Source organism: Streptomyces sp. NPDC048288 (genome assembly GCF_043201555.1).
Classification (GTDB): domain Bacteria; phylum Actinomycetota; class Actinomycetes; order Streptomycetales; family Streptomycetaceae; genus Streptomyces.
In genome coordinates this window covers 356,740-379,492 of the sequence record NZ_JBICZD010000011.1, presented here as the reverse complement: position 1 = coordinate 379,492, position 22,753 = coordinate 356,740, and the positions used below count along the sequence as shown (strand labels likewise).

At 70.0% G+C, this 22,753-nt stretch carries 18 protein-coding genes and 1 other RNA gene; 6 read left to right on the top strand and 13 right to left on the bottom strand.

The genetic code is table 11. The annotated features are described in order from the left end of the window. Window positions 1-43 precede the first annotated feature (43 nt). Window positions 44-586: an SsrA-binding protein SmpB gene (gene smpB / locus ACGFZS_RS35975; protein ID WP_355717281.1), complete on the top strand. Its 543-nt coding sequence runs from the start codon at window positions 44-46 to the stop codon at window positions 584-586. 111 nt (window positions 587-697) lie between these two features. Beyond that, window positions 698-1,084, top strand: a transfer-messenger RNA (tmRNA) gene (gene ssrA, locus ACGFZS_RS35970). Between the two features lie 123 nt (window positions 1,085-1,207). On the opposite strand, the gene ACGFZS_RS35965 is transcribed toward ssrA, so the two are convergent. From ACGFZS_RS35965 to ACGFZS_RS35910, 12 genes are all read right to left on the bottom strand, one after another. Next, the gene (locus tag ACGFZS_RS35965; RefSeq protein ID WP_393798601.1) at window positions 1,208-1,852 is read right to left on the bottom strand and encodes a hypothetical protein; all 645 of its coding nucleotides are present in this window, start codon (window positions 1,850-1,852) and stop codon (window positions 1,208-1,210) included. Continuing rightward, complete coding sequence (locus tag ACGFZS_RS35960; protein ID WP_393798600.1) at window positions 1,836-2,981, bottom strand: hypothetical protein; 1,146 nt, start codon at window positions 2,979-2,981, stop codon at window positions 1,836-1,838. Before ACGFZS_RS35960 ends, ACGFZS_RS35965 begins: the two co-directional genes overlap by 17 nt. Next, complete coding sequence (locus ACGFZS_RS35955) at window positions 2,978-5,227, bottom strand: hypothetical protein (RefSeq protein WP_393798599.1); 2,250 nt, start codon at window positions 5,225-5,227, stop codon at window positions 2,978-2,980. The genes ACGFZS_RS35960 and ACGFZS_RS35955 overlap by 4 nt, the downstream gene beginning before the upstream one ends. Next, entirely contained in the window at window positions 5,220-5,837 is a 618-nt protein-coding gene (locus ACGFZS_RS35950) for a toll/interleukin-1 receptor domain-containing protein (protein WP_393798598.1), read from the bottom strand. Before ACGFZS_RS35950 ends, ACGFZS_RS35955 begins: the two co-directional genes overlap by 8 nt. A gap of 16 nt (window positions 5,838-5,853) precedes the next feature. Then, a complete protein-coding gene (locus ACGFZS_RS35945; RefSeq protein WP_393798597.1) occupies window positions 5,854-7,146 on the bottom strand; it encodes a helix-turn-helix domain-containing protein in 1,293 nt (430 codons plus the stop codon). A 610-nt stretch (window positions 7,147-7,756) separates the two neighbouring features. Then, window positions 7,757-8,767 (bottom strand): LacI family DNA-binding transcriptional regulator, encoded by a 1,011-nt coding sequence (locus tag ACGFZS_RS35940; RefSeq protein WP_393798596.1) that lies wholly within the window; start codon window positions 8,765-8,767, stop codon window positions 7,757-7,759. After that, the gene (yicI, locus tag ACGFZS_RS35935; protein ID WP_393798595.1) at window positions 8,767-11,019 is read right to left on the bottom strand and encodes an alpha-xylosidase; all 2,253 of its coding nucleotides are present in this window, start codon (window positions 11,017-11,019) and stop codon (window positions 8,767-8,769) included. Before yicI ends, ACGFZS_RS35940 begins: the two co-directional genes overlap by 1 nt. A gap of 11 nt (window positions 11,020-11,030) precedes the next feature. After that, window positions 11,031-11,855, bottom strand: a complete 825-nt coding sequence (locus ACGFZS_RS35930; protein WP_393798594.1) for a carbohydrate ABC transporter permease — start codon at window positions 11,853-11,855, stop codon at window positions 11,031-11,033. Then, window positions 11,852-12,739 carry a carbohydrate ABC transporter permease gene (locus tag ACGFZS_RS35925; RefSeq protein WP_393665760.1) on the bottom strand — a complete coding sequence of 296 codons (888 nt, stop codon included), beginning with the start codon at window positions 12,737-12,739 and terminating at the stop codon, window positions 11,852-11,854. Before ACGFZS_RS35925 ends, ACGFZS_RS35930 begins: the two co-directional genes overlap by 4 nt. Beyond that, window positions 12,736-14,022, bottom strand: a complete 1,287-nt coding sequence (locus ACGFZS_RS35920) for an ABC transporter substrate-binding protein (RefSeq protein ID WP_393798593.1) — start codon at window positions 14,020-14,022, stop codon at window positions 12,736-12,738. Before ACGFZS_RS35920 ends, ACGFZS_RS35925 begins: the two co-directional genes overlap by 4 nt. A 111-nt stretch (window positions 14,023-14,133) precedes the next feature. Beyond that, the gene (locus ACGFZS_RS35915; protein ID WP_393798592.1) at window positions 14,134-15,450 is read right to left on the bottom strand and encodes an MFS transporter; all 1,317 of its coding nucleotides are present in this window, start codon (window positions 15,448-15,450) and stop codon (window positions 14,134-14,136) included. Between the two features lie 276 nt (window positions 15,451-15,726). After that, window positions 15,727-16,782: a hypothetical protein gene (locus ACGFZS_RS35910; RefSeq protein WP_393798591.1), complete on the bottom strand. Its 1,056-nt coding sequence runs from the start codon at window positions 16,780-16,782 to the stop codon at window positions 15,727-15,729. 188 nt (window positions 16,783-16,970) lie between these two features. On the opposite strand from ACGFZS_RS35910, the gene ACGFZS_RS35905 reads away from it, so the two are divergent. Next, a complete protein-coding gene (locus tag ACGFZS_RS35905; protein ID WP_393798590.1) occupies window positions 16,971-17,945 on the top strand; it encodes a LysR family transcriptional regulator in 975 nt (324 codons plus the stop codon). Window positions 17,946-18,254: 309 nt separating this feature from the next. On the opposite strand, the gene ACGFZS_RS35900 is transcribed toward ACGFZS_RS35905, so the two are convergent. Next, the gene (locus ACGFZS_RS35900) at window positions 18,255-18,491 is read right to left on the bottom strand and encodes a hypothetical protein (protein WP_393798589.1); all 237 of its coding nucleotides are present in this window, start codon (window positions 18,489-18,491) and stop codon (window positions 18,255-18,257) included. Between ACGFZS_RS35900 and ACGFZS_RS35895 the strand changes: the two genes are divergently transcribed. Genes ACGFZS_RS35895 through ACGFZS_RS35885 form a run of 3 tightly spaced genes read left to right on the top strand, consistent with a single transcriptional unit; the run spans window position 18,486 to window position 22,608 of the window. Next, a complete protein-coding gene (locus ACGFZS_RS35895) occupies window positions 18,486-19,175 on the top strand; it encodes a hypothetical protein (RefSeq protein WP_393798588.1) in 690 nt (229 codons plus the stop codon). The genes ACGFZS_RS35900 and ACGFZS_RS35895 overlap by 6 nt on opposite strands. Next, the gene (locus ACGFZS_RS35890) at window positions 19,175-21,415 is read left to right on the top strand and encodes a bifunctional polysaccharide deacetylase/glycosyltransferase family 2 protein (RefSeq protein WP_393798587.1); all 2,241 of its coding nucleotides are present in this window, start codon (window positions 19,175-19,177) and stop codon (window positions 21,413-21,415) included. Before ACGFZS_RS35895 ends, ACGFZS_RS35890 begins: the two co-directional genes overlap by 1 nt. Continuing rightward, the gene (locus tag ACGFZS_RS35885) at window positions 21,412-22,608 is read left to right on the top strand and encodes an acyltransferase (RefSeq protein WP_393798586.1); all 1,197 of its coding nucleotides are present in this window, start codon (window positions 21,412-21,414) and stop codon (window positions 22,606-22,608) included. Before ACGFZS_RS35890 ends, ACGFZS_RS35885 begins: the two co-directional genes overlap by 4 nt. The last annotated feature ends 145 nt before the right edge of the window (window positions 22,609-22,753 follow it).

Here is a 22,753-nt window from a genome sequence, read left to right as displayed (position 1 = left end):
CCCCCTCCGTAGTGCGAAAATGGAGGGCACTATGGCCAAGGGAATGTACGTACCGAAAGAGTCCCAGCAGAAGCAGCAGGGGACGGCCGCCAAAGCCAGGGACGGCGAGAAGGGCGGCAAGCGCAAGATCGTCGCGCAGAACAAGAAGGCGCGGCACGACTACGCGATCGTCGACACCTACGAGGCCGGCATCGTGCTGTTCGGCACCGAGGTGAAGTCGCTGCGTGAGGGACGGAGCTCGCTGACCGACGGCTTCGTCCAGATCGACCGGGGTGAGGCGTGGCTGCACAACGCCCACATCCCCGAGTACCACCAGGGCAGCTGGACCAACCACTCCGCGCGCCGCAAGCGCAAGCTGCTGCTGCACCGGGAGGAGATCGACAAGCTGGAGGTCAAGTCCCAGGAGACCGGCCACACGATCGTGCCGCTCGCGCTGTACTTCAAGGACGGCCGCGCCAAGGCCGAGATCGCGCTCGCGCGAGGCAAGAAGGAGTACGACAAGCGGCAGACCCTGCGGGAGCAGCAGGACCGGCGGGAGTCGGACCGCGCGATCGCGGCGGCCAAGCGCAGGCAGCGGGGCGCGTAGGGCGGAACACCGCCGGAATACGGTGGCCACGTCGCTCGTTGTTCACGTACGATGGCACTGCACCTCACAGCGGGTGCGCACCCTCCTCGGAGGGGTTTGAAAAAACAACATGGGGATGATCGGTTTCGACAGCGGCTGTCGAAGCAGGGGAAGCGTGTCGAGGAAGCGGCAATGATCTCGTTAACCATATGTCGCAACCAATAATCGCCAATTCCAAGAGCGATTCCCGCGCCTTCGCCCTCGCTGCCTAATAAGCAGTGAGTGAAGGCCCTAACGGGTGTCAGACCGGGGATGTTCCCGACCCGGACCCTGGCATAATCTAGGGGACTAAACCATCCGGCCCGGTCACGGGGTCGGGTGGGAAATCAAACAGTGACTGGGCCCGTCGGCGACTTGTTCGCGTGATTGCCGGGGCCGAGAAAATCACAGCGAACTGCACACGGAGAAGCCCTGATTCCGCACCGTTGGACGCGGGTTCGATTCCCGCCATCTCCACTCATCCCATGTGGGCAAAGGCCCCGGCGCTCCTCGGCGGAGCACCGGGGCCTTTGTCATGCCCGAAGGGCGGGCCCACGAGGAGCGGAGATTGTGCGGTCGTCCCCGTACGACCGCACGCGGCATCTACTTGTTCTTCTCACCCTTCTTGCTCTTCGTCTTCGTCGTCGTGTGCTTCTTGTCCTTGGCGTCACCCTGATCGTCGAACATTGTTTTGACGGAGGACACCCACTGCTCCGTCGGGCTCTTGCAGCTGTTCCTGTCCGGCTGTCCCGTGCAGTGGGTGGTGTTCCAGTACAGGAAGACCACGACCAGCAGGGCGCAGGTGACTCTGCCCGACCAGCGACCAACGGTGGCCAGGGTCGGCAGACCCTTGTGCACGGCGGACTGGACATGGTCGGCGGTGTCGAGCACGGCGTTGCCGTACGAGTACAGAAGCGCGGGCGGCCGGGCATTCGCCAGCTGAGCTGTCCTTGCGATGGCGAAGTCGGGCAGGAGGAAGACCATCCGTAGCCCGTTGACGAGGCCGTTGACAGGCTTTTCGAGTATCCGGGTCAGCAAGGGGACGGCGTGGCGGAGGAACAGATAGATCGCGGAGTAGAGCGCGCCCCCGAGCAGGGCGAACTCGATGGCCTGGTTGAGCGCCGACGGCCAGCCGAAGTCGTCGAGGACCGAATCGAGCCAACCGATCACCGGTCCCAGGAAGGGCACACTGGTGAGCGCGCCGTCGCCGGGCCCGCCCGGCGACAGAGCGTCAGACGGGGTACTCATCCACGTCGCCCTTCTCCCCGTCCTCCGGCTTGATCCGCTCGACACGGACCTCCGGCTGTGAACCGGCGCCGGCGCCGTCCTTCCCTTCCGAGTCGTGCCCCCGCTCACGCGATTGGTCGGCGGGTGTGGCGGGGCGCGGGATCTCCCGACGGTTCTCCGGGCGCAGGGCCCCGGTACGCATCCCTTCGGTGAGGGTCTCCGCTGCCTGGTAGACGAGTCCCGCCACATGCTTCTGGCCCACGAGTCCGCCGTCGATTGCGGTCGCGAGGAACGCCCGCGCTTCCTCCCAGGGGAGTTGCCGGTGACGGGCGACCAGTTCGACGACGCCATCGATGTCGTCCGGTGCCTTTTCCAGGCGCAGCTTGATCAGCCCGTACTTCTCGTCCTGGAGTGCCTGGTCATAGAACTCCATACGCATGACCTGCAGGGCGATGCGATGCTCCTCCCGCATCTTCTCCAGTCCCTGTTCCTGTTCCGCGCGGATCTTCGCGACCTGGTGCGCGGCATTCTCCTCCAGTGCGGTATAGGCCGCTTCATCGAGCTTTGTGTTGTGCTCCCGCTCGCGGTTCTCCTTGGCTCGCTCCGTCAAGATCCGTTCCGCGATGTGCTGCTGGGTCCCGCTGTCGAGGCTGAGGGCGACGGAACAGGTGAGCAGGGCCATGGCGTGCGGCAACCGGAGCCGCTCGCAGACGAGTTCGGTCCGGATGGCGTCCTCGGCCCGGGCGCTGTTCTCGACGTCGAAGCGTCTGCTGATGCGCCGCAGTTCCTGCCGGATCAAGGGCCGGTAGACCGCCCTGGGATCGTCGGGCGGTTCCTCGACGGCCTTTTTCGCATCCTGGACCTGCCAAGACACCGAAATGTCGGCGTGGAAGGAGAACGCCTCCTCCGAAGAGGGCAGGTCGAGGGCGAAGGTGTCATGGTGGATGCCCATGTCGACCTCGAACATCACGCGCGGGTTGTCGATCCAGATCTCCGCGGCGGTCAGTGCGTGTTCCGCCACGAACATGCGTCCCCGCCGGTCGACGTAGACGATGGCGGTGTTCCCCTCCGTCACGCGCTGATCCCGTCTGAGGGAGCCGCGGTCCACGTCGTACCGACGGACGATTCCGGTCCTGTCGTCGGGGCTCAATCGGGGCCTTCCTTTCCATCGGGTCCGCCCGGCCTGCCCCGTTCGTCGAGGGATGCGAGGAGAACACCGACCGTTTCCGTGAGAGTGCCGTCGTCGGCACGCCATTCCATGAGGTGTTCGCGCAGGAGGTCGGCGTCCTGTGAGGTCTGTGCGACGGCCGACAGGAGCGCGCCCAGAGGGTCTCTCAGCCGTTCTTCGTGACGGGTGATCCGGACCCACCGGTGCAGCAGCTCATAGCCCAGGCGGAACAGCCGGGGGGCGTCCAGCGTCCGCTGCAACAGGGTCGCCACCCGAGTGCGATGCCTTTCGTCGAAGGTGAGCCAGAGCATCGTCGGCCACGGGGCGTTCCCTTCGGGCACCTCGACCCGTACCCGATAGCAGAGCTGGAGGAAGCAGGCGATGCCCGCGTCCCGCAGCTCCACCGTCGTGGTGTCCTCGTCGCCGTCCGTCCAGCGAAGCAGGTGGTCGAGGACCAGCCCGGTGAGGTCCTTCTCGGGATCCATGAACAGCTCGGTGACACTGTCGCCGACGGCAGCCACCAGCTTGCCCTCCGGCTCGGCCGCGAGCCGCCTGAGCAACCGCAGCGCGCGGCCCGCGATGGTGCGCCCGACGCTGGTGCCGAGCGCGCGGGCTGCCGTCCATCGGAGGGGATCGGGCTGCGAGGACCTGCTCCAGTCCTCCACCATGCGGCTGATGAGCGGGGCGAGCCCGGGGTCACGCGCGGGAACCCGCAGCGCGACGAGGAGTACTTCCCGCAGCCGTACGTTCCCGGCACGGGCCCAGTCGGTGAGGACGTCACGGCGGATGTGCTCGAAGTCGTGGAGGCTGAGGAGGCCCAGGGCGCCGCCCGCCCGGAACCGTACGATCCGTGCGGGATCGGCTGCGAGGTCCTTGAGCCAGCCCACCACGAGCTGCCGTGGCTCGTCGTATTCCTGCCAGACATGCTGGAGTACGCGCAGGGGGTAGCGACTGTCGAGGAAGCGCAGGGCACGCGTGAGGCTCGGTCCGTACGGCGTCATGACCACGGTGTCGTACGACTCGGCCCGGACAGCCGTGAGCCGGGTGCGGCGCGACTCACCGAAGACCTGGAGGGGCTCGGCGTCGTCCGTACGCCCTTCGGCCCGGACCCTGCCCGCCAGCATCCGCCCGGCCCTGTCGACGGCGCTTTCCGGCAGTCCGTCCAGGACAGCGAGCGAGAGCGCGAGGGGCAGCCGACCGGTCTTGAGCTGCTCGTCGAACCAGTTACGGAACAGGTCATCGCTTTCCGGGGAGAAACGGTCCCGGACATCGGAGACCTTCGCCTGCCCGCGGCCGACCAGAGTGAGGAGTGCGGACAGGTCCGCCATCCGTCGGACCGGTAACTGGTCGTCGACAGCCCCATCGACCAGTTCACGGATCTCGGCCCACTCCAGGAACTCCAGCCCGGCGTCGTCGCGGTCGACGTCCATGTGCCAGGCGACGTGGCGTCGTACGAGTTCCCAGGCGTCCGGCGGCGCGGAGTCGGCGTCGGACAGCCACTCACCGAGTGTTTCGCGTTCCAGGAGAGGGGCGACGGAACCGGCCCTGATGATCAGGTGGCAGTGTCGTTCCTTGAGTGCGGCCGACAACTGCTCCAGATGGAACGGGCGCAGTGCGGCTGCCTGTTCGGGCTCCAGCGATTCGACGAGGTAGCCGCCTCCCTCCTCTATGTGCTCCACGCGCAGGGAACTCAGCTGCACTTCGGGATTCAGTTTCCACACGTGCCCTTTGCTCAGACGGTCCAGGATGCGCAGGGCGCTGGTACTGGACCCCCGACCGGAGGGGGCACGGCAGAGGACCACGGCGGCCGTGGCGACCTGATTCTCCAGTTCCCGGTGCCCCGGGGGTTCCACAAAGGTGGCGCGGATCTCGTGCAGGACCCGGTCCGGGACGCGGCCGCTGTCGACCCGGCCGGAGAAGGCCAGCGACTGGGCGGCGCTGTACTTGTCGCCGGCCACCGCGTCCTGGAACCGGGCCTCGCCCAGAAAGAAGTTCCCGCTCACCGACAGAGGATTGGACGACAGGAACGGTGCCAGTGCCTGTTCCAGTGATGTACCGAAGTCACCCAGGTCCCGGGCACGCGCTTCGTCCTTCAGGCGGCTGCCGAGGTCGTCCGTCGGAATCGTGTCCTGCGGGGAGTCCCGGTCCGCCCCGTCCTGTTCATCCGTGGTGCCGTCGTGTTCCGGGCCGAGCGACCGCGGGGGGCCCGGGTCGTTCTCGTCATTCATGTCGCTCACCCGTCCCCCAGACGTGCTTGTCGCCGCCGACGGCGTCCCCTTCGACAGTGGTCCTGCCGAGGAACAGGTTCCCCCGAAGGGTTTCGGGCGCCGCCGGTCCGTTCCCGCGGCGCCCTGAGAGGATCCGCCGGCCGCCCAGTGCGGGCACCTCCTCGACGATGCGCTGGGCGATGCGGTCGAGATCATGGTCGGGATCCCGGTGGTTCAGCGAGAACGTCTGTCGTGCGAGCAACTCGTCGAGGGCGTCGGGCACATCGCCCTTACGCAATCGCGGAGTCTGGTCGAGGAGCACGGGAATGACCGTGAGGCCGTATCCGAAAGCCTCCATGATTTCGCTGCGTACCCAGTCCGTCTCGTCGTCGAGTGCCCGTCGGCCGTCAGGGGTACGAGCGTCGAGCCATTTTGCTCCTATGAGAGCGAGCAGGACGTCGCATTTCCGGAGCGCTCTGCGGATTTCTTCGGAAAACCTTGTTCCGCCTTTGATGGACCTGCCCGCCCGGAATACCTCCTCGGCACCGAAGCGGGCGCACAAGTCACGGTCGATCAATGTCGCGGTCGGCAACGAGTCGGCGGTCCGGTAATTGATGAAAATGCTCGGCACGGTTCCTGCCCATCCGTCAGATGTCCATGGTCTGGAGAGACGATGTGAGTTGGGGGTAGATCTGGCGCACATGAGGATGACGACGCCGACGCGCCAGAGCCCTGGCGATGCGCCGCAGATCGGAGGTGATGGTGGCGGATTCGACCACGTCGGCGTCGGCGAGGAGCCCCTCCGTCAACTCGCACGCCTTTTCGATCTCTCCGGCCTCCGCATAGGTGAGTGCCAGCCGTGCGCCGTAGCGGGTGCGGGAACGAACGGCGTCACGCGGGATCTTGGCGATTTCGCGGCTGAGAATGCGGATGGCCTCGTCGAAGTGGCCCAGCTCATGCAGGCACCAGCCGGTGACCATCGCCGCCGGATCGGACAGGGTCGCCGTACCGATCACCGGCCCCGCGGTGGGCGATGCTCCACCGCCCGGGGTGGTGGAGAGCAGTTCGGCGGCACGGTCGAGGGCACGTCGGCAGCTGTCGTAGTCCCCCGCGAGCGCATGCCCCTGAGCCTCGCGTTGAGCGGCCAGGCCGCGAATGCGGGCGGGGGTGGCTGGATCGGCCTGTGCTCGTCGCGCCAGTTCGATGGTCTGTACGGAGTCGTCCCGGTACAGGGTGATCAGCGCGCGGCGGACCATCGCGTAGGCCTGCAGGTGAGGGTCGCCGCCTTCTTCCGCGAACTCGACGGCCTTGCCCGTCCACCACAGCGCGGCTCGGTCGTTTCCGGCTTCCTGGGCCATCCAGCCGGCGTATTCGGCATACCGGGAGGAGAGTCGCAGCATGTCGTCGCGGAGCGGTCCGCGGCTGTGCTTGGCGATCCCGGAGAGGGAGTGCGCCTGTGTGATCAGGGTCGGTAGCAGGGTGCCCGGGCTGAGCAACTGGCCCATGTGGCGGGTGTGGTCGAAGAGAGCGCTGTAGTGGGGGAGGGTGTTCTCCATGCGTGCCTGCGCAGCCGCGCTGCGGGGCCGGGCGCTCAGGCCCAGGAGGGACACCGCACCCGCCAGCACGGCTTCTCGCCGCGCCATGGGCTGAAACGAACTCGTACCGTCGGGCAGCAGAACCATCGACCATACCTCGCCCTCGTCGTCGAAACTCTTTTCCGTCGGAGCTTCGGGGCGGGTGCGGTCGGGGGCCAACGCGGCCAGCTCTCCCCCCGCGTCGAATACGGTGTCACATCTCCGGGCCAGGCCCGGGGCGGGTATTTTCGCACCGTTCTCGATCTTGCTGAGATGGCCTTTCGAATAGTGCACATTCTTGGCCAGGGTGGCCAGCGACATATTCGCCGCGATACGCCGCCGTCGAAGCTCTTCTCCGAACATCATGGCCGATCCCCTTTGGGGTTTCCCGATGTTTCCTGGCGCCTTCATGTGGAGGCGACGGGAAACGCCTGTCGAGTGCGCCACGAAGGTAGGCATCGTGGAGCCCGTTCCGAGTGGAGGCCAACACCCTACAGATCGGGGGGCGTTGGGCCAAAGCGCGAGGCAGACTGGAACGGAGAGGGAGCGAACCGTGCGGAACAAGATATTCCATTCGGCGTCGAGGCTGGTGCTGCCCGTCCTGTTTGAAGGGCTGATGCCAGACAGAATAATCGGCCAGCTGTGCGATCCGGCGGGGCCGCGGAGCGGTCTGCTGATTCTCTTTCTCGTCGTATGTCTCACTGCGCCGAGTGACGGGAAGAAGGACTCCGGGAGTCACACGTCCTGACCGACCACTCAAGTCCTGCGTCATTGTGCCAACCGGCCCGTACGGCGGCATCGAGAGCGCCGGTGTTGCCTGTTTCCGGTACAACTGGCAACAGGCAACACCGGCGTTCGAACCAGAGCCGCGATGCGACGTGTTCGCCATACGCTTGCCGCCCGTGCGGCGTTGGCCTTACACGGTTGGGCCTCAGACCCCCTGACGCAGCGCAGCAGTCTTCTGGCATGGTCCCCGTCACGCGAACCGCGGAGCCGTGCTCGCGCGTTCGGTCAGGCGGGGTGCCAGCAGTGTCGCCTCCGGTACGTCCGCGTCCCCGTCCAGCTTCCGCATCAGCAACTCCGCCGCCCGCTCGCCGAGTTCCGTGGCCGGGAGGGCCACCGAGGTGACCGGGACGCGCAGGCCCGCCGCCAGTTCGTCCGGGCAGATCGCGGTGATGGACAGGTCGGTGGGGACGCGGAGGCCGAGGTGCTCGAAGGCGTCGATCAGGGGCTCCAGAGCGGCCTCGTTGTGGACGACGACTCCCGTCAACGCCGGTTGCTCACGCAGGAGTTGCTCGGCGATCCGGCGCGCTCCCGCCGGGGTCGCCGCGCAGGGGTGGACGGAGGACGCCATGCCGTTGCGGTGGGCGGCGGCCGTGAAGCCCTGGACGACGCGCTGGGCGAAGGCGGTCTCCCGGACGTACACCTCGGGCGGCGAACCGACCAGTGCGACCACCCGGTGTCCGAGTCCCGCCAGCCGTTCCACGCACAGCTCACCGGCCGCCTTGAAGTCCAGGTCGACGCAGGTCAGGCCCTCCGCGTCAGAGGGGAAACCGATCAGTACCGACGGTCGTTCCAGGGCACGCAGGAGGGGGAGGCGGGGGTCGTGGAGCTGGACGTCCATCACGATGAGGGCGTCGACGAGTGCCGTGTCGGCGACCCGGTGCAGGCCCTCCTCGCCCTCCTCCTGGGTCAGGAGGAGCACGTCGTGGTCGTAGCGGCGGGCCGTGGTCACCACGGACACCGCGAACTGCATCACCACCGGGACGTGGATGCCGGTGCGCAGCGGGATCACCAGGGCGAGGACGTTGGAGCGGCTGCTGGCCAGGGCGCGGGCGCCGGCGTGCGGGCGGTAGCCCAGTTCGCGGATGGACGCCTGGATACGGCGCCGGGTCTCGTCGGAGATGGGGCGCTTGCCGCTGAGCGCGTAGGAGACGGTGCTGGGGGAGACCCCGGCGTGCCGGGCCACGTCGGTGATCTTCACCATCAGCCCAGCTCCAGGGAGAGGAACCCGGTGCCGGCCGCGGCCCGCGCCGTTCGCTCCCCGGCCGCCAGCGCCCAGGGCGCCGCCGGGTCGCTGCACGAGGCCCGCAGGGTGTCCCCTTCGCGTACGACGGTGAAGGTGACGTCCCCGACCGGGACCGTGACCTGCGCGCCGCGGTCGAGACCGAACGCCCGCAGGGTCACCCCGTCGGCGTGGTCGTAGTCGGGGCGGTCGGCCACCGCGCCGACCGGGATCACCGCGCCGGGACGGACCAGGAGCGGCACGCTGAGGAAGTCGTGCTGCTCGCGGACCCAGCCGGGGCCGGTGACGGTCCGGCCGGTCAGGAAGTGGGTCCAGGTGCCTCGCGGACAGTAATATGTGACATACCCCCCGTCATCGAACACCGGCGCCACCAGCACATCCGCCCCCAACATGTACTGCCGCTCCACATGCGCGCACCCCGGATCGTCCGGGAACTCCAGCACCATCGCCCGCATCACCGGCACCCCCTCCGCCGAGGCGGTGCGCGCGGCCTCGTACAGGTAGGGCATCAGGCTCAGCTTCAGCCGCGTGAAGTGCCGCAGCACGTCCACGGCCTCCTCGTCGAACAGCCACGGCACGCGGTACGACGAAGACCCGTGCAGCCTGCTGTGCGAGGACAGCAGCCCGAAGGCCAGCCACCGCTTGAACAGCGCCGGTGACGGGGTGCCCTCGAAGCCGCCGATGTCATGGCTCCAGTGGCCGAAGCCGGACAGGCCGAGCGAGAGCCCGCCGCGCAGTGACTCGGCCATGGACTCGTAGGTGGCCTCGCAGTCGCCGCCCCAGTGCACGGGGAACTTCTGGCTCCCGGCCGTCGCCGACCGCGCGAAGACGACCGCCTCCGCCTCCCCCCGGTGCTTGCGCAGCACCTCGAAGACGGTCCGGTTGTACAGGTACGTGTAGTAGTTGTGCATCCGCTCCGGGTCCGAGCCGTCGGACCAGGCCACGTCCACCGGAACGCGCTCCCCGAAGTCGGTCTTGAAGCAGTCGACGCCCTGGGCGAGCAGTGCCTCCAGCTTGGCCGCGTACCAGTCGCGCGCCGCCGGGGACGTGAAGTCCACCAGCGCCATCCCCGGCTGCCACAGGTCCCACTGCCACACGCTCCCGTCCGGTCGCCGCAGCAGGTGTCCCAGCTCCTTCCCCTCGGCGAACAGCGGCGACCGCTGCGCGATGTACGGGTTGATCCACACGCACACCCGCAGCCCGCGCTCGTGCAGCCGCCCCAGCATCCCCTCCGGGTCCGGGAACACCCGCGGGTCCCAGCGGAAGTCGCACCAGTTGAACTCCCGCATCCAGAAGCAGTCGAAGTGGAAGACGGAGAGCGGGAGTTCGCGCTCCCGCATGCCGTCGATGAAGGACGTGACCGTCTTCTCGTCGTAGGAGGTGGTGAAGGACGTGGAGAGCCACAGGCCGAAGGACCAGGCGGGCGGGAGGGCCGGGCGGCCGGTCAGGGCCGTGTACTTGCGCAGGATGTCCTTCGGAGTGGGGCCGTGGATGACGTAGTACGTCAGCTGCTGCGACTCCACGCTGAACTGGACCCGCGACACCGCCTCCGAGCCGACCTCGAACGACACCTTCCCCGGGTGGTCGACGAAGACGCCGTAGCCCGCGTCCGTGAGGTAGAAGGGGACGTTCTTGTAGGCCTGTTCGGTGGCCGTGCCGCCGTCGGCGTTCCAGATGTCGACGACCTGGCCGTTCTTGACCAGCGGGCCGAAGCGTTCGCCGAGGCCGTAGACGGACGTGCCGACCCCGAGGCCCAGCTGCTCCCGCAGATAGTGGGCGCCCGTCGCCGCGTCCCGCATGATGCCCATGCCCTTGGGGCCGCTGGAGGTGAGGGTGCGGCCGCCGGCGAGGAAGTCCAGCCGCCAGGGGGCGGTACGGCTCAGCCGCAGGGTCAGCGAGCCGGAGGTCAGGGTCGCGTACTCGTCGTCGTACGACACCTGGGAGGCGAGGTCCTCCTTCGTGAGCCCGAAGTGCGGGCCGCGCGGCTGCTCGCCCGCGAAGTGGGTGAAGGTGACGCCGATGACGTCGGGCATCGGGGTGTGCGCGCTGATCGTCAGGACCGGTCCCTTCAGCAGGTCGCCGCGGTGGCGGATGGGCTGGGTCGGCGCGTGGATCTCCAGGGCGCCTTCCGTGGCCGTGACGTCGAGGACCTCGACCGGGTGGGCCGCGGTGACGCCCTCGCGCAGCAGCCAGTAGCCGTCGGTGAACTTCACGCACGAACCTCCTATTTGACGGCGCCCACGGCGATGCCCCGGGTGAGCGTGCGCTGGAAGACGAGGAAGAAGACGATGGCCGGGAGGACGCCGAGCAGGGCGGCCGCGTTGGTCATCGTGGCGTCCATCAGGCGCTGGCCCTGGAGGACGCCGAGGGCGACGGACACCGTCTGGTTGTCGTTCGAGACGAGCATGACCAGCGGGAGCAGGAACTCGTTCCAGGTCCAGATGAAGAAGAAGACCAGGAGCACGCCGAGGGTCGGGCGGCTGACCGGGACGACGATCCGGACCAGGATCTGCCACTTGTTCGCGCCGTCGATCCGGGCCGCCTCGACGATCTCGCGCGGGAACTGCCCGAGGACCGAGGAGAGCAGATAGGTGCCGAACGCCGACTGGATCACCGTGAACACGATGATCACGCTGAGCCGGGTGTCGTAGAGGCCGGCCTGCTTGCTCAGGTAGTAGAGCGGGTAGACGAGCGCCTCCTGCGGCACCATGTTGGCGAGCACGAAGAAGGCCAGCACCCAGGTGCGGCCCCGGATCCGGCCGATGCCGATCGCGTAGGCGTTGAGGACGGACAGGGCGGTGGCGAGCAGGGCCACCGAGCCGCTGATGAGGGTGGAGTTGATCAGCTTCTGGGTGTAGTCGACGCGTTGCCAGAAGTCCTTGAGGCCGTCCAGGTAGAGGCCGTGGGGGAGGCTCAGCGGGCCGTGCCGGGAGTACTCCGACGGGGACTTGACCGCGTTCACCGTCACGATCAGGAACGGCACGATCATGAAGAGGGCGGCGAGGCAGAGGGCCACGAGGACGGGGTAGCGGCGCAGGGCGGTGGTCATGCGTCCTCCGTGCGGCTCTGCAGCCTCAGGCCCAGCACGGCCAGGGCCAGGATGATCACGGTGAGGACGGTGGAGATCGCGGAGCCGTAGCCGACCTGGGTCTTCTCGAAGAACGTGGTGAAGGAGAAGTAGGAGGGGACGTCGGTGGCGCCGCCCGGGCCGCCCTTGGTCAGCACGTACACCGCCCCGAAGACCTTCAGCGCGGCGATCGTGCACCAGGTCAGGACGACGTACACCTCGGGGCGGAGCTGCGGCAGCGTGATGTGCCGGAAGCGGCGCCACCAGCCGGCGCCGTCCAGCTCGGCCGCCTCGTACAGCTGGGGGTCGACGCGGCCGAGGCCGGCCATGAAGACGACCAGCGGGAAGCCGAGCTGGACCCAGACGAGGACGCCCATGACCGTGTAGAGGGCGAGGTCCGGGTCGCCGAGCCAGTCCTGCTGCCAGGAGCCGAGACCGATCGCCTTCAGCAGGGCGTTGAGGGAGCCGTCGTCCGGGGCGAGGATCCAGCTCCAGACGATGCCGGCGACCGCGACCGGCAGCACCTGGGGGAGGTAGAAGCAGGCGCGCAGGACGGCCGCGATCCGGGTGCCGAAGTGCTTGCCGACGTAGTCGAACAGGGCCGCGGCCAGCACCAGTCCGAGCGCGGTCGGCAGCACCGCCATCGCGACGACCATGAAGAGGCTGTGCCGGAACGACGCCCAGAACTCCGTGTCGTGCAGCAGCTCCCGGTAGTTGGCGAGCCCGGTCCAGTGCGGGCTCCCCACGCCCTGCCAGTCGGTGAGGCTCACACCCGTGTTCATCAGGAACGGGACGATCACGACCGCGAGGAAGGCGAGGGCGCCGGGGAGGAGGAAGAGGGCGTACGAGTCCCGGCGCACCCTCACTTGGTGCCCTTGTCGTATGCCGTCTGGAGGTTGCTCAGGTAGGCGTCCGGCTTCTCGCTGCCGGTGATCAGCTTCTGGGTCTCGGAGACGAGGGTGTCGTAGAAGCCGGCGACCGGCCAGTCCGGGTAGAAGGCCAGGCCGTCGCGGGCGCTGAGGGTGTTGAAGTCGGCGATCAGCTTCTTGGACTTGGGGTCGGTGACGGCGGCCGGGTCGGCGGCGACCGGGACTCCGCCCTTGTTGCCGAGCAGGTTCTGGATCTTTTTCGACATGGTGATGTCGATGAAGTCGTAGGCGAGGTCCTTGTTCTTGGAGTTCTTCGGTACGACCCAGAGGTTGCCGCCGGAGCCGAGGGTGAGGTCCGAGCCCGGCCACAGGAAGCTGCCCCAGTCGGACTTCGCCTCCGACTGGAAGCGGCCGTACCACCAGCTGCCGGAGAACAGGATCGGCGCCTTGCCCTGGATGAAGGAGACCCCGGCCTGCTCGGCGGTCGTACCGGAGGACGTCTTCGCGAGGTAGCCCTTCTTCACCCAGTCGGCGAAGGTGTCGGCCGCGTAGGTCCAGGCGCTGTCGTGGAAGTCGACCTTGCCCTGGTACAGCTCGTACTTGTCGACCCACGAGCGGTCGGCCTTGGAGAGCGCGAGCTGGTACAGGTACTGCTGGGCCAGGTACTCGGAGCCCGCGTTCGCCAGCGGTGTGACCTTGTGCTCGACGAACGTGTCCATCGCCGCGGTGAGGTCGTCGAACGTCTTCGGCTCGGCGATCCCGTACTTCTTGAACAGGTCCTTGTTGTAGTAGACCATCGTGTATTCGGCGTAGTTGGGCACTCCGTACCATTTCCCGGAGCCCATCACGCCGTCGGCGTCGTACTGGCTGGTGGTGCGCACGCCCGCGCTGAGCTTCTTGTCCCAGCCGCGCCGGGTCGCCTCGGCGGTCAGATCGGTGAGGAGTCCCTGCTTGGAGAGGAGGCCCGCCGTCGCGTTGCCCTTGTTGTACTCCATGAGGTCCGGGGCGTCGGAGGAGTTGAGGACCATCTGCGCGGTCTTCTGGATCTGCTCGAAGCTCTTCTCCTCGTACTTCACCTTGACGCCCGGATGGGTCGCCTCGAACTCCTTGATGGCCTCGTTCCAGGCGATGCCCATCGCACTGGTGGGGCCCTCGTAGTGCCACAGCCGCAGCGTCTTCGCGTCGGACGTGCTGCCGCCCGAGCCGCCGCAGGAGGTGAGGAGCAGTGATCCGGCGAGGATCACCGCCGCGGTCGCCGTTCGCCTTCGTGCCGTCAACATCCAGTGCCTCCCAGGGAGTCGGATGGATGGTGCTCGTCCGGCGTCGAATGGGTTCGATGCCGGACGTCGAAGCGCTTCGACGCAGGAAGGTAGGTGCGGGCTGTGAGATCGTCAATGGGTCCGGGGGGAATTGCCGGAAGCGATTCGACTGAGGGTGCCGACCAGAAGGGCGGTGCAGGCCGCCGCGACCGGCGTGCTGAACGCGGCCGTCGGCGAGAGGTGCTCGGCCGCCCAGCCGCCGAACGCCGAGCCGCAGGCGATGCCGGTCAGCAGGGCGGTCACGACCAGGCTCATCCCCTCGTTGAGCCGGTCCGCGGGGGTGCGGTCCTGGACCAGCGTCATCGCGGTCACCATGGTCGGGGCGGTCGCCATCCCGGCCGCGAGCAGCGCGGGGGCGAGGGCCCAGAGGCTGTCGAGGGTGCGGGCGGCGACCAGGGGGAGGGACATCAGGGCGGCCATCGCCAGCAGGCAGACCGGCAGCCGACGTTCGGCCGGTCCCGCCGGCCTGAGGGCGCCGTACACCAGCCCCGCCGCGCAGGAGCCGGCCGCCTGCAGGGCGAGGACGGCACCCGCCGCCGAGCGGTGGCCCTGCGCGTCGGCGTAGGCGATCGTGACGACCTCCATCGAGCCGAACACCGCGCCGGTCGCGACGAAGCAGGCGAGCAGGGGCAGCAGGGAGGGGACGCGCAGCGGTGTTCTCGCGGTGCCCGTCGCCGTCCCGGGCGGGGGCTCGGTGGCCCGCTGGGCGGTGAACAGCAGCATGCCGGCGAGCAGCAGGACCGCGCCGGCCAGGGTGCCGGCCTCCGGGAAGAACGTGCCGGTCAGGAAGGACGCCAGGACCGGGCCGAGCATGAAGCACAGCTCGTCGGCGGCCTGTTCGAAGGAGTTCGCGGTGTGCAGGGCGTCCGGGTCCTCGCGCAGCAGGTGGGCCCAGCGGGCCCGGGACATCCCGCCGAGGTTGGGGGTGGAGGCGGTGGCCGCGTAGGCGGCGAACAGGGTCCAGTCCGGGGTGTCGTAGCGCACGCACAGCAGCAGGGCGAGGCTGCCGAGCACGGCGGCGAGCGTGGCGGGCACGGCCACCCTGGCCTGCCCGTACCGGTCGACGAGCCGCGCGATCCACGGCCCGGCCACCCCCGTGGCCGCGAGTCCGGTCGCGGTGACCGCGCCGGCGAGGGCGTACGAGCCCCGCGCACCGGCGATCATCACGACCGCGCTGATGCTGAACATGCCCATGGGGAGCCGGGCCAGCAGGTTCCCGGCGGTGAAGGCACGGGTGCCGGGGAGGGCGAAGAGACGGCGGTAGGGGCCGGGCGGGCGGCGGCCCGAGCCGGGCGATCGGCGGAAGCGGGGGCCGAAGTCGACGGTGACCAGTGAGTCGGCGGTGACCGTGTGGATCTTCTGAGGGGAGTGTCCGGTCGGTTGCGGCATGGACACCACCGTCGCCCGGGGGCGATCAAGGGGTCCAACACCTGCTCGGCACCGATTCACGCACTCCGGTTGTGAGTTCGCCGAGACGCGGGGCCGGTTCTGTCGGTCGCGCGGTGTCGGGTCGCGCGGTGTCGGGTCGCGCGGTGTCGGGTCGCGCGGTGTCGGGGTACGCGGTGTCGGTCGCGCGGTGTCGGGTCGCGCGGTGTCGGGTCGCGCGGTGTCGGGGTACGCGGTATCGGGCACGCGGTTCCGGGTCACGCGGTATGCGGTCACCGGCTACTTCGGGCTGAAGGTGAGCACCGGGGTGTAGTCGGATCCGGCGTTGAACTCCAGCTGTTGGGTGCCCGTCGGTGCGCCGATTCCGCCGAGCGGCAGCGTCCAGGTCTGCGTCGAGCCGCTGACCGTGTACTTCGGGCGGGGCGCGGTCTCGGTCCAGCTCCAGTCGGTCGCCCGGCTCCGGTAGAGGCTGCCGTTCTCGATCATGTAGTCGGCGCCGAGGGCCGAGGGCGACGGATACGGGAGCCGGTAGCCGGTCGTGGTGTCGCCGTCGGTGTTGAAGAAGGCGTGGTAGAAGGGCTGCGAACGGTGGAACGTGACGCGGAGGGTGAGGGTCCCCGACGACACGCAGACGCTGTAGTCGGTGAGGGCGCCCGAACCCTTGGCGGAGACGCAGGAGGAGCCGTCGCCGCCGTCGCCGCTGTCGCCGCCCGACCCGGTCCGTGCCGTGCCGGTGTCCTTGGCCGAGGCGGTGGACGGCGTGGCCCGTGTGGTGGCCTGGCCGTCCTTGGCCGATCCGGTGGCCGTCGACCGTGACGACCCGCCGGTGGCATCCGTGGACGGTGACGCGGACCGAGAGGCGGACGGCGACATGGACGGCGGGGGCGGACCGAGCAGGCTCGGCGTGCTGTCGTACGGTCCGGCGGTGCCCGCTGTGCCCGACACGGCATCGGGCTGCGCACTCGACCGCCGCGTGTCGTCGCCTCCGGCGCGGCCGACGAGGAAGGCGCCTGCGACCAGCGCGGCCACGACCACCGCGGCTCCGGCCAGGAGCGCCGACCGGGGTAACCGGGCGCCTGTCGTACGCGTGCCTGTCGTACTCGGGTCCGCCGTTCCCGTGTCCGTCCGGTCCGGCCGCGTACCGGTGGCCTCGCGGCTCGGCGCGCTCTCGGTCGCGAACGCGGCCGCCGCCGCGGACATGGGCACCCTGGTGGCGTCGGGTCGGGCCTCGGGTGCGGAAGCGTCCTCGGGGCCGGAGCCCGCCGCGGTGTGGGAGGCGGACGCGGCGGCGATGGCCGACGGACCCTTCGGCCGCCGGGGCAGCGGGGACTGCACTGTTCTCGCGTCCTTCCGGAAGGCGGTGGCGAACGCCTCCGGCGGCGCCAGGGCGCCGATAGTACTGGTGTCGGATATGGATCCGGGCCGACCGTGTTGTCGCATTGTTGTCAGGCGGGTCGTCGAGCAGGCCGCCCAGCGGCCCGGGGGAAGTCTCGGGTGCCGTCGGGTACCGGTAGGTTCGCCCGATGCCCGCTGCCCCCGTTCACCTGGACCCTCGGCTGCTCCGTGTCTTCGTGACCGTCGCCGAGGAACTGCACTTCACCCGTGCCGCTGCCCGGCTGTATGCCGCCCAGCAGGCGCTGAGCCGTGACATACGGCGGCTGGAACGGGAGCTGGGCGCCGAGCTGTTCGTCCGCACCACCCGGCAGGTCGCCCTGACCGCCGACGGCGCCCGGCTGCTCCCGTACGCCCGCCGGGTGCTGGCCGCCCAGGACGCGCTGCTCGCCGCGTTCGGGCAGGCCCGGCCGCTGCTGGTGGACCTCAACTCGCCGGGCCTGGAGACCGGCCGCCGGGTGCTGTACCGCGCCCGCGAACTAGCCCCCGACGGCGAGCTGATGGCCCGCTACGAGAGCGGGCTCACCGGAGCGGCCGCCGAACTGCTCGCCGGGCGGCTCGACGCCTCCTTCGGACGGTTCGCGGGACTGGATCCGGCACTGCGCTCCGGGCTCGAACACCAGCCCGTGCGATTCGAACCCATGGCCGTAATTCTCCCCTCCGATCATCGGCTGGCGGCGCTCGAATCGGTGCCGCTGGCCGCGCTGGCGGGCGAGACGGTCTACGCCGGTGCCGGGAACGAACGCACCCTGGAATGGACTGACCTGGCCTTTCACCTGTTCGAAGGGCGAGGCATCGCGGTCGCGCCACCGGCGCCGCTGGCCGTCGGGGAGGAGGAGTTCCAGCGACTCATGGCCAAGACCCGGAATCCGATCCTCGCGGTAGTGGGTTTTCCGGCCATACCTGGGACGGTCTCGCGGCCGCTGATCGCTCCGGTGCCGTTGTCGCCCGTGTCGCTCGTGTGGCGAAAGGGGCTGGTCCATCCGGGAGTGGACGCGTTGCGGCGGGCGGCCGCCGAACTCGGGCGGGCGGAAGGGTGGCTTCAGCGGCCGGCCGACGGATGGATTCCGGCCACTGATCAAGAGGTGATGGACGACCGCAAATGACACATCGAGAACACGGCATCCCCGCGTGCGCTAGCTTCATGGCCCCGAGCACGGAGAGCTGGAAGGGGGCGCTCGGACCCGGGTGGGGGCCTGGTTCCGACGGCGTGTGCTCGGGTTCGTCAACGCGCCCGGAACAGTCCCGTGGGGGGATGTACGCGCGTGAAAAGTTGGCGAGAAGAAACCCAACCGGAATTGCCCCAGGTGGTCCTGGACGCCCGGGATGTGCCGATGGCCGGGGGAGACGACCCGGAGCCACCCGCTCCGGACCCTGACGGCGCCGAGCCGACCGAGCTGCTGCCGGTCGGCTTGTTACGGGACCCGTGGGGTGGCGGGGGCGGCGGTGACAGCGGCGGGGGCGGAGCCGGTGACGGCGGAGCCAGGGGCCGTGGTGCTGGCGGCGGTGGAGCCAGGGGCCGTGATGCCGGCGGCGGTGGTGCCGGTGGCCGTGGAGCCAGGGGCCGTGGCGGTGAGCCGGTCGAGGCTCCCGCGCAGGATCCCGGTGGGACTCCGGCCGCTCCGCGCGACGGGACTCCGGCCTCCGTGCACGACGGGACTCCGGCCGCTCCGCACGACCCCGCCGAGGTGACCGTCCAGAACGAGGTCGGGGCGGTGCGGATCCGGCCCGGTGCGGCGGACGGCTCCGACGCGCCGGTGTTCGTCGACGCGTCCGGGCGCCGTAGCCGCCGGTTCCGCCGGCTCGGGATGGCCGTCGCCCTCGCCTGCGCGGTGTACGCGGTCGTCATCGTCGTCACCCTGCTGTCCGGGAGTTCCGACGCGCCGTGGCTGCCGGTGCCAGGGCAGGACGCCGACCAGCCGGCCGGCCAGGTCCACGACTCCCCGCGGCCCGGGCGGTCCGGCCGGTCCGCGGACGACGGCTCCTCGGTGGCCGGCCCGGTCGCCGGTGCCGGTACGACCCCGACGGCCGGCGTCTCCTCCCGGGCGACGGGCACCGGAGGGCCGGCGGTCCGGCCGAGCCCCTCCTCGGACGTGCGGCCGACGCCGTCCGCCGGGGGCACCGCGGGCGCCGTGGCCTCGCCGCAGCCGGGGTCGTCGTCCGGGTCCGCCCCGCCGTCCTCGGCGGCGCCCTCCCCGGACCCCCCGGCCTCGCCCGCGTCCTCGCCCCCGGCCTCGCCCAGCGAGTCGGCCGCCCCGACCGGCGGCCCGGTCGCGGAGGGCGCGGCCCCGCGCACCGCGGCCGGCGCCGGCCCGTCCGCCGCCCCCGTCCTGTGATGGCGCCCCGCTCCCACCGCCAGGGACCCGCCGCCCCGGCCCGCCCCGGCGGTTCCCGGCGCCGCCGCCTGCCCGTGCGCCTTCCGACGGGCCTCCCGACAGGCCTCCCGACGCGCCTCCCGATGCGGCTGGCCCTGCCCGTCCTGGTGCTCGTCGCCGTGATGGCGATGCTGATGCTGCGCGGCTACGTGCACAGCGAGATCCTCGCCGACCACCGCGTCCGCCCCGAGGCCGCCACCGACAAGGTCCCCGAGAAGATCCTCGACGGCGGTCCGGTCATCGACACGCGGGGCGGCCGTACGACGTCACTGCGCATCCCCGACCGCCACCTGGTCCTCACCTTCGACGACGGCCCCGACCCGACCTGGACCCCGAAGGTCCTGGACGTCCTGAAGAAGCACCACGCGCACGCCGTCTTCTTCGTCACCGGCACCATGACCTCCCGCTATCCGCAGCTGGTCCGGCGCATGGTGGCCGAGGGCCACGAGGTCGGGGTGCACACCTTCAGCCACCCCGACCTGTCGTACCAGTCGAAGAAGCGCATCGACTGGGAGCTGTCCCAGACCCAGCTGGCGATCACCGGCGCGGCCGGCATCCGTACCTCCCTCTTCCGGCCGCCGTACTCCTCCTTCGCCGACGCGATGGACGACCGTTCCTGGCCGGTGACCGAGTACATCGGCAGCCGCGGCTACATCACCGTCGTCAACGACACGGACAGCGAGGACTGGCGCAAGCCCGGCGTCGGGCAGATCATCCGCAACGCGACCCCGCACGGCGGCAAGGGCGCGATCGTGCTGATGCACGACTCGGGCGGCGACCGCCACCAGACGGTCCGGGCCCTGGACGCGTTCCTGCCCCGGCTGGAGCGGCAGGGCTACACCTTCGACAACCTCACCGAGGCCCTGAACGCACCGAGCGCGCACACCCCGGTCACCGGCTCCGACCTGTGGCAGGGCCGGGCCTGGATCCTCCTGGTCCAGGCGGCGGACGGCGTCACCGACGTGCTGGTGGTCGCCCTCGCGGTGATCGGCGCGTCGGTGCTCGCCCGGTTCGCCCTGATGCTGCTGCTCTCCTTCGCGCACACCCGCCGGGTCCGCCGCAAGGACTTCCGCTGGGGCCCGCCGGTGACCGAACCGGTCTCGGTGCTCGTCCCCGCGTACAACGAGGCCAAGTGCATAGAGAACACGGTCCGTTCACTGAGCGCGGGCGAGCACCCGATCGAGATCCTCGTCGTCGACGACGGTTCGACGGACGGCACCGCCCGGATCGTGGAGGACCTCGGCCTGCCGGACGTACGGGTGATCCGCCAGGTGAACGCGGGCAAGCCCGCCGCCCTCAACCGGGGCCTGCTGAACGCCCGTCACGACATCGTCGTGATGATGGACGGCGACACGGTCTTCGAACCGGCCACCGTACGGGAGCTGGTCCAGCCCTTCGGCGACCCGCGGGTGGGCGCGGTGGCCGGCAACGCGAAGGTCGGCAACCGGGACTCGCTGATCGGCGCCTGGCAGCACATCGAGTACGTGATGGGCTTCAACCTGGACCGCCGGATGTACGACGTGCTGCGCTGCATGCCCACCATCCCCGGCGCGGTCGGCGCGTTCCGCCGCAGCGCCCTCGAACAGGTCGGCGGGATGAGCGAGGACACCCTCGCCGAGGACACGGACATCACGATGGCGATCCACCGGCACGGCTGGCGGGTGGTGTACGCCGAGCGGGCCAAGGCCTGGACCGAGGCCCCGGAGTCCGTCTCCCAGCTCTGGTCCCAGCGCTACCGCTGGTCGTACGGCACGATGCAGGCGATCTGGAAACACCGCGGGGCGCTGCTGGACCGGGGCCCGTCGGGCCGCTTCGGCAGGGTGGGCCTGCCGCTGGTCTCGCTGTTCATGGTGGTCGCCCCACTGCTGGCACCCCTGATCGACGCGTTCCTCCTCTACGGCATCCTCTTCGGCCCCACCCGGCAGACGATCGGGGCCTGGCTGGGCGTGCTGGCCGTCCAGGCGGTCTGCGCGGCCTACGCCTTCCGGCTGGACCGCGAACGCATGACCCACCTCATCTCCCTCCCGCTCCAGCAGATCCTCTACCGCCAGCTCATGTACGTCGTCCTCCTCCAGTCCTGGATCACGGCCCTCACCGGCGGCCGGCTGCGCTGGCAGAAGCTGCGGCGCACGGGTGTGGTCGAGGCACCGGGCGGGACGGCGGGCGGGACGGCGGCCGGTCAGGGGAGGCGGGCGGCATGACACAGACAGAGGCCACGACGACCGCTGCCGCGGAGCACCGGCCGGGCCGGGACCGCTACCTCGACCTCCTCCGCTCCCTCGCCCTGCTCCGCGTGGTGGTCTACCACCTCTTCGGCTGGCCCTGGCTGACCGTCCTCTTCCCCTCCATGGGCGTGATGTTCGCGCTGGCGGGCGCGCTGATGGCCCGCAGCCTGAACCGCCCGGCGGCGAGCGTGATCCGGGGACGGCTGCGGAGGCTGCTGCCGCCGCTGTGGCTGTTCGGCGCGGTGCTGCTGACCCTGATGGTGGCGGCGGGCTGGAACCCGCTGCGCGATCCCGACCTGGGCGGCGGCTGGACCGGCTGGGGGCAGTTGCTCGACTACGTCGTCCCGGTCGGCGCCCCGCCCTACCCCGAACACCTGGGCTCGGCGTCGGGCCTGCTGGACGACACCTGGGCGGAACAGGCGGCGGGCCCGCTGTGGTACCTGCGCGCCTACCTCTGGTTCGTCCTGCTCTCCCCGCTGCTGCTCCGGGCGTTCCGCCGGGCGCCGCTGCCGACGGTCCTGGCCCCCCTCGCCCTGACCGCGGTCGTCGGCACGGGCCTGGTCACGATCCCCGGCGAAACCGGCAACGCGGTCACGGACTTCGCGGTCTACGGCGGCTGCTGGCTCCTGGGCTTCGCCCACCAGGAAGGCGTCCTGGCGAAGGTCCCGCGCTACGCGGCGGTCTCGCTCTCCTGCCTGGTGATGGCGGTCGGCCTGTGGTGGGCGTCGGGCCACCAGGGCCCCGACGGCTGGGACCTCAACGACATCCCCCTGGCCCAGGCCTGCTGGTCCTTCGGCGCGGTCGTGCTGCTGCTCCAGTACGCCCCGTCCTGGCCGGAGTTGCCCGGCCGCCTGCGCCGCTGGGACCGGCTCGTCACCCTCTCCAACAACCGCGCGGTGACGATCTACCTCTGGCACAACATGCTCATCATGGCCACGGTCCCCATCATCGACCAGGCCTACAACCTCCCCTTCCTGGAGTCCGACCGCGCGGCAGCCTGGCTGGACTCGACCTACAGCCTCTGGATGTTCCTCGTCGTCTGGCCGCTCATCGCGCTCGCCCTCCTCGCGTTCGGCTGGATCGAGGACGCGGCGGCGGGCCGCACCCCCCGACTCTGGCCGTCCGGAACCCCGCGCCCCTCCGGTTCCGGCTCCCGCCGCCGGACCTGACGACCCCTTCGGACCCTTTGCAGCGGCCAACAGCCCGGCCACGGACCGCTGCCGCAATGTCACAGGAACGCACCAATGGCCGCCGCCGGCACCCCGGTTGACCCCTCAATGCCCCGCTTCTTGCCGCTTCGCGCGAAGCGGACGC